At 68.6% G+C, this 14565-nt stretch carries 14 protein-coding genes; 3 read left to right on the top strand and 11 right to left on the bottom strand.

The features are described from left to right. Positions 1-11 precede the first annotated feature (11 nt). The 8 genes from BST28156_RS06640 to BST28156_RS06605 all read right to left on the bottom strand — a co-directional run bounded on the left by BST28156_RS06640 (position 12) and on the right by BST28156_RS06605 (position 7295). Positions 12-1364, bottom strand: coding sequence for an LLM class flavin-dependent oxidoreductase (locus BST28156_RS06640; protein ID WP_174901779.1), 1353 nt, complete (start codon positions 1362-1364; stop codon positions 12-14). Between the two features lie 40 nt (positions 1365-1404). Further along, entirely contained in the window at positions 1405-2352 is a 948-nt protein-coding gene (locus tag BST28156_RS06635; RefSeq protein ID WP_174901778.1) for an ABC transporter substrate-binding protein, read from the bottom strand. Positions 2353-2405: 53 nt separating this feature from the next. After that, entirely contained in the window at positions 2406-2966 is a 561-nt protein-coding gene (locus tag BST28156_RS06630; protein WP_174901777.1) for a GNAT family N-acetyltransferase, read from the bottom strand. Positions 2967-3278: 312 nt separating this feature from the next. Continuing rightward, positions 3279-3680 (bottom strand): type II toxin-antitoxin system MqsA family antitoxin, encoded by a 402-nt coding sequence (locus BST28156_RS06625; RefSeq protein ID WP_060237813.1) that lies wholly within the window; start codon positions 3678-3680, stop codon positions 3279-3281. A 1-nt stretch (position 3681) separates the two neighbouring features. After that, entirely contained in the window at positions 3682-3978 is a 297-nt protein-coding gene (locus BST28156_RS06620; protein ID WP_006413131.1) for a type II toxin-antitoxin system MqsR family toxin, read from the bottom strand. Between the two features lie 119 nt (positions 3979-4097). Further along, positions 4098-5132, bottom strand: a complete 1035-nt coding sequence (locus BST28156_RS06615) for a succinylglutamate desuccinylase/aspartoacylase domain-containing protein (protein ID WP_174901776.1) — start codon at positions 5130-5132, stop codon at positions 4098-4100. Between the two features lie 124 nt (positions 5133-5256). Continuing rightward, entirely contained in the window at positions 5257-5529 is a 273-nt protein-coding gene (locus BST28156_RS06610) for a hypothetical protein (RefSeq protein WP_174901775.1), read from the bottom strand. A 221-nt stretch (positions 5530-5750) separates the two neighbouring features. After that, positions 5751-7295 carry a sensor domain-containing diguanylate cyclase gene (locus BST28156_RS06605; protein WP_174901774.1) on the bottom strand — a complete coding sequence of 515 codons (1545 nt, stop codon included), beginning with the start codon at positions 7293-7295 and terminating at the stop codon, positions 5751-5753. A gap of 431 nt (positions 7296-7726) precedes the next feature. On the opposite strand from BST28156_RS06605, the gene BST28156_RS06600 reads away from it, so the two are divergent. The 3 genes from BST28156_RS06600 to BST28156_RS06590 are packed head-to-tail and all read left to right on the top strand — an operon-like array spanning position 7727 to position 12539. After that, complete coding sequence (locus tag BST28156_RS06600; RefSeq protein WP_174901773.1) at positions 7727-10606, top strand: xanthine dehydrogenase family protein molybdopterin-binding subunit; 2880 nt, start codon at positions 7727-7729, stop codon at positions 10604-10606. After that, entirely contained in the window at positions 10603-11283 is a 681-nt protein-coding gene (locus BST28156_RS06595) for a (2Fe-2S)-binding protein (protein ID WP_060237829.1), read from the top strand. Before BST28156_RS06600 ends, BST28156_RS06595 begins: the two co-directional genes overlap by 4 nt. Beyond that, entirely contained in the window at positions 11280-12539 is a 1260-nt protein-coding gene (locus BST28156_RS06590; protein ID WP_174901772.1) for a cytochrome c, read from the top strand. Before BST28156_RS06595 ends, BST28156_RS06590 begins: the two co-directional genes overlap by 4 nt. 81 nt (positions 12540-12620) lie before the next feature. On the opposite strand, the gene BST28156_RS06585 is transcribed toward BST28156_RS06590, so the two are convergent. The 3 genes from BST28156_RS06585 to petA all read right to left on the bottom strand — a co-directional run bounded on the left by BST28156_RS06585 (position 12621) and on the right by petA (position 14536). Continuing rightward, a complete protein-coding gene (locus BST28156_RS06585; protein WP_174901771.1) occupies positions 12621-12788 on the bottom strand; it encodes a hypothetical protein in 168 nt (55 codons plus the stop codon). 358 nt (positions 12789-13146) lie between these two features. Next, positions 13147-13638, bottom strand: a complete 492-nt coding sequence (gene pal / locus BST28156_RS06580) for a peptidoglycan-associated lipoprotein Pal (RefSeq protein WP_174901770.1) — start codon at positions 13636-13638, stop codon at positions 13147-13149. 274 nt (positions 13639-13912) lie between these two features. Beyond that, positions 13913-14536, bottom strand: a complete 624-nt coding sequence (gene petA, locus BST28156_RS06575) for a ubiquinol-cytochrome c reductase iron-sulfur subunit (RefSeq protein ID WP_060239040.1) — start codon at positions 14534-14536, stop codon at positions 13913-13915. Between the last annotated feature and the right edge of the window lie 29 nt (positions 14537-14565).

Raw genomic sequence — 14565 nt, 5'->3', positions numbered from 1 at the left:
AGCGGAGCCGCTCAGGCGTGCGCTTCGGCCGCCGGCGCGCGGGCCGGATCGGGCTGCGCGTAGCGGCTCGCCTTGCGCGGCAGGCCGAGATGGTCGCGCAGCGTGCTGCCCGGCAGGTCGCGGCGATAGCGGCCGCGTGCCTCGAGCGCCGGAATCACGAGCTCGATGAAATCGTCGACGCCCTGCGCCTGGACCGGGAAGCCGAGGATGAAACCGTCGCCGGCGCCCGCGTCGAACCAGCGGATCAGTTCGTCGGCGACCTGCTCGGCCGTACCGATGAAGTTCGGACGCGGCGTCGCGACGGCGAGCGCGGTCTCGCGCAGCGTATGGCCGTTGCGCTTCGCGTCGGCCTTGATCCGGTCGGTGGTCGAGCGGAAGCTGTTGCGGCCGAGGTCGCCGAGTTCGGGGAACGGTGCATCGAGCGGATACTGCGTGAAATCGTGGTGATCGAAAAAGCGGCCGAGATAGGCGAGCGCTTCGTCGATCGTCAGCAGGTCGCGGATCGCCTGGTACTTGTCCTCGGCTTCGGCGGCCGTGCGCCCGACGATCGGCCCGATGCCCGGGAAGATCTTCACGTCGTCGGCGCGGCGGCCGTGCTCGACCGCGCTCTGCTTCACGCGCTGCGCGAACGCGGCGGTCTCGTCGAGCGACGGCGAATGCGTGAACACGGCGTCCGCGTATTTGCCTGCGAGCCCGATGCCGGCATCGGACGATCCGGCCTGGAAGATCACCGGCTGCCCCTGCGGCGAGCGCTGGATGTTGAGCGGTCCCGCGACCTGGAAGAAGCGGCCGCGATGATCGAGCGTGTGCAGCTTCGCGCGATCGAAGAAGCGCCCGGTCGCACGGTCGCGCACGAACGCGTCGTCGTCCCAGCTGTCCCACAGCCCCTGCACGACGCTCAGGTATTCGTCGGCGATCTCGTAGCGCAGCGCGTGATCGGGATGGGTCTTGCCGAAGTTCAGCGCGGTGCCTTCGAGCGGCGTCGTCACGACGTTCCAGCCCGCGCGGCCGCCGCTGATCGCATCGAGCGACGCGAGCTGGCGCGCGACCGTGAACGGCTCGCTGTACGACGTCGAGATCGTGCCGGCGAGCCCGATCTTGCGGGTCGCGGCCGCGAGCGCCGACAGCACCGTCAGCGGCTCGAAGCGGTTCAGGAAGTGCGGGATCGACTTCTCGTTGATGTAGAGGCCGTCCGCGACGAACGCGAACGCAATGCCGGCGGCCTCGGCCTTGCGCGCGATGCCGATCGCGAAATCGAGGTTGATGCTCGCGTCGGGCGGGTTGCTCGGGTGCCGCCATGCGTTCATGTGGCTGCCTGCGCCTTGCAGCATCAGGCCGAAGGGAATCGGTCGTCGGGTGGTCATCGGGTGTCGGGTGCGGAGGTCGGGAAGGTCGGGGCGGCGCTCAGCTCTTCGGCAGGCCGGGCGGATTCGTGCGCGACTGGTCGATCGCTTCGGACGCGAGGTTCCAGCGATCGAGTACCTGCCGGTAGCGGCCGTTCTTGATCAGCCCGTTCAGCGCGACGGTCAGCGGCTGTGCGAGGCCGCTGCCCTTGCGCGTCGCGATCGCGATGTCGGCGGTGCGCGGCCAGCCGCCGCTGACTGTGCCGACCAGCCGCGTCTTGCCCTGCTGCGCGCTCTGGTACGCGAGCACCGAGTTCACGCTGAAGATGGCGTCCGCGCGCCCGGACTGCACCGCGACGATCCGCATCGCCTGGTCGTCGTAGTACTGGATCTGCACCGGTTTCAGGCCGTGCGCGACGTTTTCGCGATCCCATTCGAGCAGGATCTTTTCCTGGTTGGTGCCCGCATCCGTGACGATGCGCAGCCCCGCCACGTCCTTCGGCTCGCGGATCGACTGGATCTTGCTGTCGTTGCGCACGTAGAAGCCGACCTGGTCCTTGCGGTAGGTCGAGAAATCGAATTTCTGCTTGCGCTCCTCGGTGACCGTGACGTTCGAGATCACCGCATCGACCTTGCCCGACTCGAGCGCGAGCGGCCAGTCGGGCCACGACAGCGCGACGATCTTCAGCTTCCGGCCGAGCGTGTCGGACACGAGCTGGCCGACATCCGCATCGAAGCCGATCACCGTGCGCGCATCGGTGGCGTACGAACTGATCGGCGGCAGCGCGGGCGCGATGCCGATCGTCAGCGTATCGGGCTCGGCGAACCGGAACGACGCGGGCACCGCGCGCTCGACCGCCGGATCGGCGACGCCGCGCGGGCGATCGCGTTGCTCGGGGCTCAGGTCGAAGGTCGCGGCGGTGGCGATAGCGGTGAAGGCGGTCAGGCCGACCAGCGCGGCGGCCAGCGTGCGGACTGCGCGGGAAGAGAGGCGGGCGGTGCGTGGCATGAAGACGTCCAGTCGTTGTGGTCGGAGGCGGGGTCGGGCGGGAAGCGGTGCACTCAGCGCGGCAGCGCCGGTTCGGGCGCGGGCGCCCACAGGTCGGCGAGCGTCGACGTGCGCGACGGATCGACGAGATCCTTGCCGAAGCGCAGATGGAACAGCACTTCGGGGGCGATCGATGGATCGAACAGCCGCGTATAGCCGGTACGGTCGTAGAGCGCCCACGCTTCGGGCTGGCGAAAGCCGGTCGTCAGATACACGCGGCGATAGCCCTGCTGCACGGCGCGCCGTTCGAGCGCTTCGACGATGCGCCGCGCGAGCCCCTGGCGGCGCAGGCCGGCATGTGTCCAGATGCGCTTCAGTTCGGCCGTCTGTGCGTCGTAACGCTTGAACGCGCCGCCGCCGATCGTCTCGCCGTCGCGCAGCAGCAGCACGAACGCGCCTTCGGGCGGCGCAAACAGTTCGGCCGGATAGCGCGCGAGTTCTTCGCGCGCGGACGCACGGCTGTCGGGCCGGTACGCGTCGTAGCGTGTCGAATACTCGTGGATCAGCGCGTCGATCAGCGGCTGCGCGCGAACGTCGAGCGGGGTCGTGTCGATGATGCGGTCGGTCGTGGCCATGGGCATCGCGAAAGGCGCGCGATGCGGACGAGGCAGGCACGCGGCCCGGCCGTTTCGTTCGTTATCGCGACGCGGTTGTCGTGATGGCGGCGGCTACGGTGCGCGGTGCGATGCATTCGGCGGGCCGCCGCCGTTTCGGATACGTTAGCGGGGCGGCGCGCGAAGACGAACGAAGCAATTTCGATAAGGATTTCGCAGGAAGCGTCAGAAGGCTTGCAGCGAGAGTGGGGGAATGGCGCGCATGCATGCGCGTGTACGTGCGCGGCGGATCATCGCTGCGCCGCGCAGGCCGAGACGTCGGGGGAGGTTCGTTTACGCTGCGCGCACTTCGTCGAGCAGATCCGGATGACGGTCGAGAATCTTCAGCAGCTTCACGAGCGCCAGCGGCGGATTGGTCTTGCCGGTCTCGTAGCGGGAAAACGCGTTGACGCCGCCGCCGAAAATCTCGGCCGCCTCGCGCTGATCGAGCTTCAGCTTCTTGCGCACCGACGCGATGAACTTCGGATCGACGAGCGTTGCATTCACTTGCCGGTTGAATGCCGACACCGCTTCGCCGAAACGGGTCGCCTCGCCGACGTCGAGCACCGACTCGCCGCACGCCGGACAAAACTCGCCGGTGATGTGCGGGATCACGGTCGATTCGCCCTTGTAGGTGTACGGGATGTCGCGCGTGTCGCGGATCAGCCTGGCGGCACCGCATGCAGGACATTTCATCTCATCGCTCCTTGAAAGACACGATCAGCACATCGTCGACGACGGTCAGTTTCAGGTACACGTCGCCGCGCATCGTGCAAGGCCGGTAGACGTCCTGCCAGATCGTGTGGTCGGCGTAGGTCGTCATGCTCTTGTGGAATTCGAACGGCGTCAGCGCCCTCACCACGTCGATCGTTTCCGCTTCGGTGAAGCCCATCTGGCGGGCGCCGATGACGGCGCTTGCGGTCAGGCGGACCTTGCCGGCCTCGATCAGCGCCTTGACGCGCGGCAGCTTGCAGTGCGGCGTTCTCTTTTCCATGTGCATCCATGTGCGAGTCTAACCAAGTAGGTTAATTTGTCAAGTTGGTTAATGGCGCACGCGTGCCGTCCGCCACACACGGCAGACAGCACGGGGAAAGCAGAGGTCCGGAACCGGCCCTATCGGCCGATGCTCGGCGGGGCGGTGGGTTCCGCGAGCTGAAACAGGCAGTCGCCGCGCTGCACTTGCGCGGGCACGCGCTTGCATACCACTTCGCCGTCGCCGTTGAACCGGTGCAGCACCGGCTCGCGCAGCGGCGTATCGGGGAAATGCACCCATGCGGCCGGTTGTCCGGCCTTCACCTGATCGCCGAGTTCGACGAGCGGCTCATACAGCCCGCGCTCGTACGCATAGACGAAATGCCGGTCGCCGTCGACGCGCAGGAAGCGCGTGACGGTCGGCGGCGCATCGGGCACGAGCGCGCCGCGCAGCAGGCCGATATGGCCGAGGTAGTGCAGCAGCCCCTGGCGGCCCATCCGGATCAACGACGGATCGGCCATGCCGGCGCCGCCCAGTTCGGTGACGATCGAGATCGCGCCTTGCCGGCGCGCGGCCGATGCCGAATGCACGGGATTCGGCGCATGCAGCAGCGCGTTCGGCAGCCCGAACGCGACCAGCATGCCGTTCAGCTTCGCGGCCTCGTCCGCGTCGAGCGGATCGATCGCGAGCATGTTGCCGCCCTGGTACAGCAGCGAACTGCCGCCCGAATGCAGATCGACGAGATACTGCGCGCGCGACAGCAGCGCATGCTCGATGTAGTGGGCGATCATCTGCGTCGGCGTGCCGGCCGGATCGCCGGGGAAGCTGCGGTTCAGGTTGCCGTTGTCGAGCGGCGACACGCGCAGCCCCGCATCGGCCGCGGGGAAGTTCGCCATCGGCAGCAGGATCAGCTGGCCGTTGACCATCCCGGGCTCGATCTCGCGCATCAACTGCGACACGATGATCTGGCCTTCGTATTCGTCGCCGTGGTTGCCGGCCATCACGAGCGCGACCGGGCCGTCGCCGTTGCGGATCGATGCGATCGGAATCGGCAGCCAGCCATAGGCCGAACGATGGACCGAATGCGGCAGCCGCAGGTAGCCGGCGTGCTTGCCCGGCGCGTCGAGATCGATCTCGCAGTGAATGGGGTTTCGGTGTGAGGTGGGGGCGGTCATGGCGGCATCGTGCGATGAACGGGGAGCCGCCATCTTATCGGGAAACGGCGGCCGCGCGCCGGCTCGTCCGGTGCGCGGGCCGGGCGCCGGCGCCTTCGCCGTGCAGCCGATGCCGGTGTGCGCGTCACCGTCCCGATGTTTCGGCTTCGAGACGGCCTTCTTCCCACAATGCCCAGAAACGGCTGCCCGCGCGATACGGATTCGCGCGCCGCGCCGCGTAGTCGGCGACACCCTGGCGGAACGCGCCGTACAGCGTGAGCGGCGGATTGTCGACGCAGGTGGCTTCGCGCACCGGCGCGCGGCGCACGGAGACGAGTCGCCGGATCAGCGACGCGCCGTCGATCACGTCCAGTTCGTCGATCGTATCGGTGCGGCTCATGACTTCGACGGTATTCATGCGGGGCTCCCTGACAACCTGTTTCCTGTCAGTGAGCAATAAGAATGCCAGCCATGAAATGCGGTGCGCTGCATCGATCCTGCAGGCTTCGGCGGCGAACGTCGCGGGCGATCGGCCGCGATGTTACGGAACACGTCACGTGACATCGCCACGCGCGGCCGCGCGGCGGAAGCGAAAAACGTTGCGGAAATGAAACCGGCGACGGCCCGCGCGGCCGGCTGTCAGTTCGCGGTGGCCGGCGCGACGCGGCGGCTGCCGTTCGAATAGAAGCGGTACATGCCCTTGCCGGCCGATTTCGCGTCGTACAGTGCGCTGTCGGCCTGCCGGATCAACTCGTCGGGGGAGCGATGGCCGTCGTCGAGCGCGATGCCGATGCTGATCCCGAAGCTGACGGTCTCGCCGATCGACAGTGTGTACGGCGCCGAGATCTGCCGGATGATCTCCGCGGCGAGGGCCGAGCACGCGTGCGTCGTCGTGCCGTCGATCGCGACGACGAATTCGTCGCCGCCGATGCGTGCCGCGAGTTCGCCGTGCAGCAGCGCGCGGCCGAGCCGCTCGGCGACCTGTGTCAGCACCTCGTCGCCGGCCTGATGGCCGAAGCGGTCGTTGATCGCCTTGAAACCGTCGAGATCGAGATACATGACGGCCGGGACGACGTCCGGCAGCGGCGACCGCCGCGCCAGCATCCGGCCGAGTTCCGCATGCAGTTCGTGGCGGTTCGGCAGCCCGGTCAGCGCGTCGTGCCGCGCCAGGTGGCGAATGTGCCGCTCGGTGAGGCGGCGCGCGGTGACGTCCTCGACGATGATCACCGCGTTGCCGTCCGGCACGCGGTGGCGCGTCAGTTCGAGCTGGCGTCCGTCGGCGAGCGTGATGTCGAACGGCGACGACTCGCGGTTCAGCCAGTCCTCGCACCGGGCGGCGAGGCCGTCGCCGTCCGACGCGGCCGCATCCGTGCCGAGCGCGGCGACGACGTCGGGCAGCGGCGCATCGAGCATGATCTCGCGCAGCGAGCCGAACAGTTGCGCGGTGCGCCGGTTCGCGACGATCACGCGACGGTCGCCGTCGATCATGCACAGCCCGTGCGGCATGTAGGTGAGTGCGGCGTCGAAGCGCGCGACGAGCTCGGCGTTGCGCTGGCGCGCCGCGATCAACGCGACGAGCACGCGGTAGTGGCGCTGCACGACCGTGCGCATCGCGGCCAGGTAGATGACGAGCGGCGGCAGCAGCAGCCATGCGCCGGGCCGGTCGGCGAGCAGCGCGCCGACGCCGATCGGCAGCACGCCGAGCGTGACCTGCGTCATCGCGAGCCGCGGCAGCGCCGAGTTGCGCGACGCAATGCCGCCGAACACGCCGCCGGCGACCATCACCGACAGCGTGCCGAGCTCGACGTCGACCGCGCTCACGCAGCCCATCACGCCGAGGCCGAGCACGAAGCATGCGGCGAGCGACACGGGGGCGTAGCGCATCGCCCAGTATTCGGCGCGATCGTCGCCGGTGTCGCGCTGCGCGGTGTAGGCGCAAGCGATCGCGAGCCGCGCGACGAGCAGGCCGACATCGGCGACGAGCCACGCGAGACACCACAGCTGATGCAGCCGGAGCAGCGCGATCGCCGCGACGAAGCTGCTGGCGATGCCGGACAGCGCCATCGGGCGCACGTCCTCGAACAGCGTGACGAGCATCGACGGGCGCAACGCGGCCGTCACGCGGTGATTGCCGGAAGGGGGAGTGGCGAGAACGGAGTTCAGGAGAGATGCCCTGACTGCCATGGATTTTTGACCTCGGCACGATGTCGCGATTGTCGCGATGGCTGGCGGCGCCCGCACGGCACATGGCGGAAGCACCGGCAAGCCGGATGCGCACGACATTACCATGAAACGCCGGCGGCGCGGAGCAGCGTGCCAGTCTCGTAAACCACGGCTGCGAAACGCTTGCACATCGGCCGGCGCGAAGGCACGATCGTTGCCGACGGGACGATGTGCTTCGGCCGAAAGGAGATCGGTCGACGGATCCGCGGCGCTGGTTTCTGCGATCCGCGACCGCCTGCCGCAGCCCGGCTGAATCCGGTTATAAGAAATTCAATAAGTATTTCATGCGAGAAATACTATAGGCGATATATCGGAAACAATGCCAGAATGCGCGCCGCTCCGAACGTCGCGACACCCGATCGCCGTCCGAGCCGCTCAGGAGGTTCCCCCCAATGAAAAACCACGGCCTGTCACGGCGGGGTTTTCTGAAAGCCAGTGTGCTGGCGGGCGTCGCAGTCTATGTCGCGCCCCTCGGCAGCCGCGCATTCGCGGCGCTCTTCGAAGAAAAACTCCTCACTCCGGTCAAATGGGATAGCGTCACCGGCATCCCCCAATTCCGCATCGACGGCATCGCGAAGGTCACGGGCTCGAAAGTGTTCGCCCGCGACGTGCGCGCCGCTGACATGCCGCACTGGCCGCAGCAGCAGTCGCATGCGCTGATCCTGCGCGTCACGCAGGCCGACCGCACCTACGAAGGCTTCGACCTGTCGCTGCTCGGCGACGACCTGAAGCCCGACCGCGTCGTCACGGCCGACGATCTCGCGCGCGACGGCGTCGCGTTCCCGACGTTCTACGGCGAGGACATGCTGCTGCCGACGGGCAAGACGCCCGCGTATCTCGGCCATGCGGTCGCGATCCTGATCTACCACGACTTCGCGCGCTTCCGTTTCGCGAAGAACGCGCTGAAGTTCCGCGACGACGTGATCCGCTACGGCGCGGTCACGGGCCCGCTCGAGCGCGACCCGTGGGGCACGTTCCGCTACGTGCGCGTGGGCGGCAAGACCGCCTACGACGACGACGTCTATTCGAGCCTGAAGGACGCGCCGATCTTCCCGAGCCAGATGCGCAAGCACCAGCCCGTGTGGCCGGACGGCAAGGAGCACGGCAAGCTCGACGAGCAGGGGATGTTCCTCGCCGCGCAGATCGCCGGCGAGCTCGATCGTCCGTCGGCCGACTGGCTCGTGTTCGACCGCGAGTACAACACGCAGTCGATCGACACGGCCGCGCTCGAGCCCGACAACGCGAACTGCTGGTACGACGCCGCGACGCAGTCGCTGCATCTCGTCGTCGCGAGCCAGTCGCCGCTGGAGGTGGCCGAGAACGCCGCCGCGATGGTCGCGAAATGCCGCTTCCCGGTGAAGAAGCTGTTCGTGCATCCGTGCTACACGGTCGGCTACGGCTCGAAGGATCACAGCAACGTGCCGTTCTACGGGCTCGTCTGCGCGCTGTATGCGGACGGCCGCCCGGTGCGTTTCGCGAACGATCGCTACGAGCAGTTCCAGACCTCGTTGAAGCGTCACGCGTTCAAGATGCACTACCGGATCGCGGTCGACCGCAACACCGGCCTGCTGCAATCGTTCAAGGGCGACTTCGAGGCGAACGGCGGCGGCCGCTGCAACTTCTCGCCGTCGGTCGCGATGGTCGGCGCGACCGCCGCGCAATCGATCTACTACTTCCCGAAGAGCGACCTGGCCTCGGTCGCGATCGCGTCGCGCGCGATCGACGCCGGCTCCGCGCGCGGCTACGGCACGCTGCAGAGCATGGCCGCGACCGAAATGGCGGTCGACGAGATCGCCGCGCAACTGAACCTCGATCCGATCGATTTCCGGCTGCGCAACGCGCTGCGTTCGGGGATGAAGAACACGCAGGGCGCGATTCCCGCCGGTGCGCTGCGCATCGACGAAGTGCTCGAGCGCGCGAAGCAGCATCCGCTGTGGACGCGCCGCGTCGCGCGCAAGGCCGAGTTCGAGGCAGCGAACCCCGGCAAGCGCTACGGCGTGGGCTTCGCGTGCGTGCAGAAGGACTTCGGCACTGGCGCGGAAGCGTCGTTCGCGAAGGTCGAATTCGACGAGAACGGCAAGGTCACGCTGCATCACACGGCCGCCGAGATCGGCACCGGGATGTCGACGTCGCAGGCCGTCGCGGTCGCGAAGTGGCTCGGCCGTCCGGCGACCGACGTGCGCGTCGCGGTGACCGACTGGCCGGACCTGCCGGTCGAGACGAGCGGCGACCCGTACCTGATGTCGCAGGCCGACCAGGACCGGCTCAGCGCGAACCCGCGCTGGTCGCCGAGCTATGCGTCGCCGTCGAGTGCGACGAATTCGGCGTACTACTTCACGCACAGCACGCGCGAAGCCGCGCGCGCGGTGTTTCGCTACGGGCTGTGGCCGGCGGCGATGTCGATCTGGACGCGCGGCCTCGGCGGCGGCCAGGCCGCGCCGTACACGGTGCGCATCGAGGATGCGCGCTGGGTCGACGGCAAGCTGACCGCCGACGGCCTCGAGCCGCTGAGCTTCGAGCAACTGGCGAAGCAGGCGCATGCGCTCGGCCTGCCGACCGGCGCCGTCGTGCACGTGTTCAATCGCTGGCAGTGGACCGACGCCGAGTTCGAGATCGGCGGCGCCGTCGAGCGTTTGCCGATCGACGGGCTGTCGCTGCGCGTCGGCGCGCCGAAGTCGGGCGGCGACAACGGCCCGGTGCCGGGCACCGCCGCGCCGGCCGGTGCGACCGCGATGCGCGGCACGCTGCCGCCGACCGCGAACGGCTATCGCGTGCTGGACCGCAAGCGCGTGTTCATCCCGCCGATGAGCCGCAACAACGCGGCTGTCACGTATTACACGGCGGTCGGCACGCTCGTCGAGCTGGCCGTGCACGAGGCGACCGGCAAGGTCGAGCTGCTCACGCACCACTCGATCATGGAATGCGGCAACCAGATTTCGCCGCAGCTCGTGTCGGGCCAGTTGCAGGGCGGCCTCGCGATGGGCATCGGCCACGCGCTGCACGAATACCTGCCGCTGTACGAGGACGGCCCGGGCAACGGCACGTGGAACTTCAACCGCTATCAGCTGCCGCGCGCGTCCGACGTCGCCGTGTGGACGCAGACCGGCGACGTGCTGCCGCCGCTGTCCGAGACCGATCCGCCGAAGGGTGTCGCCGAAGTGGTGATGATTCCCGTCGTCGGCGCGATCGTGAACGGCCTCGCGCACGCGATCGGCCATCGTTTCACCGATCTGCCGGTGACCCCGCAAAAGATCCAGGAGGTGCTCGCATGACGACCGCCCAAACCGCCGCGTCGGCCGCGAGCGCCGGCGCGGTTGCCACCGGCGCGTCCGCGCCGGACGCGGCTTCGGCCGCGCAAACCCCGGCCGCTGCACCCGCCGCCGCCGAGCGTCCGCTCGTGCGGTTCCAGCAGAAGCCGCTGTCGATGAAGATCAACGGCAAGTCCGTCGGCCCGATGCAGGTGCCCGAAGGGCTGATGATGATCGAGTTCCTGCACGAATACGCGGGCCTGACCGGCTCGCGGCTCGGCTGCGGGCAGGGCATCTGCCATGCATGCGTCGTGATCGTCGACCAGCCGGACGGCAGCAGCGAGGAAATGCGCACCTGCATCACCGGCGCGCACTTCTTCCACGGCCGCTCGATCCGCACGATCGAAGGGCACGCGAAGCGCAACGAGGCGGGCGAGGTCGTCGAGCTGTCGCCGATCCAGCAGAAGTTCCTCGAGCACTTCAGCTTCCAGTGCGGCTACTGCACGCCGGGCTTCGTCAACGCGGCGACCGTGTTGATCGAGCGCCTGAAGCGCGAGCCGGTCGCGAAGGCCGACGTCGAACGCACGATCACCGCCGCGCTCGACGCGCATCTGTGCCGCTGCACGGGTTACGTCCGCTACTACGAAGCCGTGAAGGACGTGGTGATGAATACGCCGGGACTCGTGAAGGACGCCGCATGAAACGCACACTCGCTCATCGCGTCGCGCGCATCGCCGGCTGGTCCGCTCTCACGGCTGCCTGCGCGCTGACGCTCGCCGCCTGCGGCGGTCACGACGCGCCGGCGTCGACGGCTGCGTCGGGCGCGCCCGGCGCCGACCAGATCGCGCGCGGCCGCTATCTCGTCAAGGCCGCCGACTGCGCCGCGTGCCACACCGCGAAGGACGGCGCGCCGTTCGCCGGCGGCGCGCCGCTCGAATCGCCGTTCGGCACGTTCTACGGTTCGAACATCACGCCCGACAAGGATCACGGGATCGGCAGCTGGAGCGCCGACGACTTCTACGCCGCGCTGCACGACGGCAAGGCGCCGGGCAAGCGGCTGTACCCGTCGATGCCGTACACGTCGTACCGGCAGCTCACGCGCGCCGATTCCGACGCGATGTACGCGTACCTGAAGACGGTCCGGCCGGTCGCGCAGGAAAACCGCGCGCACGACCTGAAGTTCCCGTACAACCTGCGGTTCGGTATGGTCTTCTGGGACATGGTGTTCCTCAAGGACAGCCTGCCCGACGCGTCGACCGGGCAATCCGCCGACTGGCAGCGCGGCCGCTATCTCGCGGGCGCACTCGGCCACTGCGCGGAATGCCATACGCCGCGCGCGTTCACGGGCCAGCTCGACAGCGCGAAGCCGTTCGCGGGCGCCGCGCTCGGCCGCGTGGCCGCGCCCGACATCACGCCGGCGGGCCTCGCCGCGCGCGGCTGGACGGGCGCCGACCTGCAGACGTTCTTCGGCGTCGGCATCGCGCCGCAAGGCTCGGCGTTCGGCGAGATGTATCCGGTCGTGCACCTGAGCACGCAAACCCTCGCGAAGGACGACCTGCGCGCGCTGTCCGTCTACCTGCTCGGCGACACGCCGCCCGCGCCGCAGCCGGTGAAGCCCGTGTCGGCCGACGCCGCGCAGCTCGCGGCCGGCCGTTCCGTGTATCTCGCGGTCTGCGCGGGGTGTCACAACTTCAACGGCGAAGGCAAGCCGCACGTTGCGGTGCCGATGAACGGCAATTCGACCGTGCGCCAGGCCGATCCGCGCAACCTGCTGGTCGCGGTGCTCGACGGGATCGACGAACAGAAGTTCGCCGGCGTCGAGAACATGCAGCGGATGCCGGGCTTCGCGCGCACGCTGAGCGACGACGAAGTCGCGCAGCTCGCGAACTACCTGCGCGCGACCTGGGGCGGCCAGCCCGCGAGCGTCACGCCGGCCGACGTGAAGGCGATGCGCTGAGCGCGGCAGCGCGGTGCGCCGCGCGCGACGGGCCGGGTTACGGCGGTCGTGCGCGGCATGTCGCGTGCCGGCATCGGCGCATCAGTAGCCGCCGCCACCTCCGCCGCCGCTTCCTCCTCCCGAACTGCCGCCGCCGTACCGGCCGACGGCAGGCCCCTGCGACCCGCCGCTGCCGGGCGATGCGCATCCCGCCTGCAGCAGGAGCGCCAGCGCCGCGATCAGCACCGCGGCGAAGCTTGCCGATTTCATGTCGATCTCCTGTCGATGCGCAGGCCGCCTGTAAGGGACGGTTCACGCGAACCGGGCGTCTGCGCGATGACAAGACGCTTCGCGACGGCGATTTATTCCATGTTTTTTTCGACGGGCATGTCGCGTGGCTGCTGTTGTGGCTCGGCGTCATCGGTTTCGGACGGGGCATCCTTGCTCGGGACGGTATCGAGCCTCGTCGTATCCGCGCCGACGGTGCGCGGTGCGCTCGGACGCGACGAGACAGCCGGCCGCGACGATGGCGCGCATGAACCGGACGAGTTGGACGCCGGACGCCTGCGCGGTCGCGGCGGTCGCCGCGCGGCGCGGTCCATGCCGCCGCCGGTGCGGCGGCATGCGATCAACGATAGACGAGATCGGCGCGGCGGTTCTGCGCCCACGAATCCTCGTCGTGGCCGAGCGCGACCGGCTTTTCCTTGCCGAGGCTCACGGCTTCGAGTTGCGACGCGGGCACGCCGAGCGTTTCGAGCGCGCTCATCACCGCCTGCGAGCGGCGTTCGCCGAGCGCGAGGTTGTATTCGGACGTGCCGCGCTCGTCGGTGTTGCCCTGGATCAGCACGTGCCGCGCCGGATGGCTGCGCAGGTAGTCGGCATGCGCCTGAAGCAGCGACTGGTAGTCGGGCTTCACCGAATAGCTGTCGAAGTCGAAATACACGCTGCGCTTCGCGAGCGGGCTGTTCGGATTGTTGAGATCGTCGGCCGTCACCGTCGCGACCGACTCTCTCGAAGGCGCCGGCGCCATGCCGGCGTTTTCGGGCGTCTTCGCCGCGTGATGACAACCGCCCAACAGCGCGAGGGCTGCAATGACCGCAAACCGGTTTGTTTTGCTCATCGTTTTCTCCTGCGGTTGACTGCGTGGAAAGCGTGGGGCGCGCCCGCCGCATCGGTGCGACGTCGATCCGTAAGCCGGTGGCACGCGATATGAAAGACTGTCGCGATCGGCGCGACCAATGGCGGTGCCGCTGCAAATAGATTAGGAAAAATGTCACAGCGTGACCAGTTTCTTCGCATTTTTCGCGCGGGAGCCGACCGGCGGGCCGCGGTTTGCGTCGAAGCGTGCCGGGCGGCGCGCGCCGATATCGGGAACGCCGGGGCGGCCGGTCGCGTCAGGCTTCGCCGTGTTCGTCGCGTCCGATGACGAGCGCGGTCGGCGACGTGAACTGATAGCGCGGCACATCGAGGTTCTGCGGCGCGGGCTTGTCGCGGAATACGCGTCCCGCGAGATCGTACGTCGAGCCGTGACACGGGCACAGGAAGCCGCCGGGCCAGTCGTCGGGCAGATTCGGCTGCGCGCCCGGCTGGAAGCGCGGAGTCGGCGTGCAGCCGAGATGCGTGCAGACGCCGACGACCACCAGCAGATTGCGGCGCTCGGCGCGCGCGCGAAACGGATTGCGGCAATAGGCGGGCAGCGGCATCGAGAACGGATGTTGCGTGTCGGGGTCCGCGACCATCGGCGTGGCCTTCGTGACCGCATCGAGCATCGCCGCCGTGCGGTTGACGATGAACACGGGCTTGCCGCGCCATCCGACGGTCATCATGCGGCCTTCGCCGAGGCCGCCGATCTCGACCGTGACCGGCGCACCCGCCGCGAGCGCGCTTGCCGGCGGCGACAGCGAATCGGCGAACGGAATCGCGGCCGCGACGCAGCCGATGCCGCCCGTCACGGTCGTCGCGATCAGCAGCGTGCGTCGATGAAGGTCGACGGTTTCCAGCGGGGGTTGTGCATTCATCGCGAACTCCGCTTGCGTCGAACGGCGTG

The sequence above is a fragment of the Burkholderia pseudomultivorans genome (assembly GCF_902499075.1).
GTDB classification, from domain to species: Bacteria; Pseudomonadota; Gammaproteobacteria; order Burkholderiales; family Burkholderiaceae; genus Burkholderia; species Burkholderia pseudomultivorans.
The sequence above is the reverse complement of the archived record's forward strand: the minus strand, read 5'-3'. Positions and strand labels throughout refer to the sequence as shown.

Coding starts and splice junctions, on each gene's coding strand:
- BST28156_RS06625 (WP_060237813.1), bottom strand. CDS start 3,680: ATGAAATGTCCTGCATGCGGTGCCGCCAGGCTGATCCGCGACACGCGC.
- BST28156_RS06620 (WP_006413131.1), bottom strand. CDS start 3,978: ATGGAAAAGAGAACGCCGCACTGCAAGCTGCCGCGCGTCAAGGCGCTG.
- BST28156_RS06600 (WP_174901773.1), top strand. CDS start 7,727: ATGAAAAACCACGGCCTGTCACGGCGGGGTTTTCTGAAAGCCAGTGTG.
- pal (WP_174901770.1), bottom strand. CDS start 13,638: ATGAGCAAAACAAACCGGTTTGCGGTCATTGCAGCCCTCGCGCTGTTG.
- BST28156_RS06610 (WP_174901775.1), bottom strand. CDS start 5,529: ATGAATACCGTCGAAGTCATGAGCCGCACCGATACGATCGACGAACTG.
- petA (WP_060239040.1), bottom strand. CDS start 14,536: ATGAATGCACAACCCCCGCTGGAAACCGTCGACCTTCATCGACGCACG.
- BST28156_RS06605 (WP_174901774.1), bottom strand. CDS start 7,295: ATGGCAGTCAGGGCATCTCTCCTGAACTCCGTTCTCGCCACTCCCCCT.
- BST28156_RS06630 (WP_174901777.1), bottom strand. CDS start 2,966: ATGGCCACGACCGACCGCATCATCGACACGACCCCGCTCGACGTTCGC.
- BST28156_RS06595 (WP_060237829.1), top strand. CDS start 10,603: ATGACGACCGCCCAAACCGCCGCGTCGGCCGCGAGCGCCGGCGCGGTT.
- BST28156_RS06590 (WP_174901772.1), top strand. CDS start 11,280: ATGAAACGCACACTCGCTCATCGCGTCGCGCGCATCGCCGGCTGGTCC.
- BST28156_RS06640 (WP_174901779.1), bottom strand. CDS start 1,364: ATGACCACCCGACGACCGATTCCCTTCGGCCTGATGCTGCAAGGCGCA.
- BST28156_RS06585 (WP_174901771.1), bottom strand. CDS start 12,788: ATGAAATCGGCAAGCTTCGCCGCGGTGCTGATCGCGGCGCTGGCGCTC.
- BST28156_RS06615 (WP_174901776.1), bottom strand. CDS start 5,132: ATGACCGCCCCCACCTCACACCGAAACCCCATTCACTGCGAGATCGAT.
- BST28156_RS06635 (WP_174901778.1), bottom strand. CDS start 2,352: ATGCCACGCACCGCCCGCCTCTCTTCCCGCGCAGTCCGCACGCTGGCC.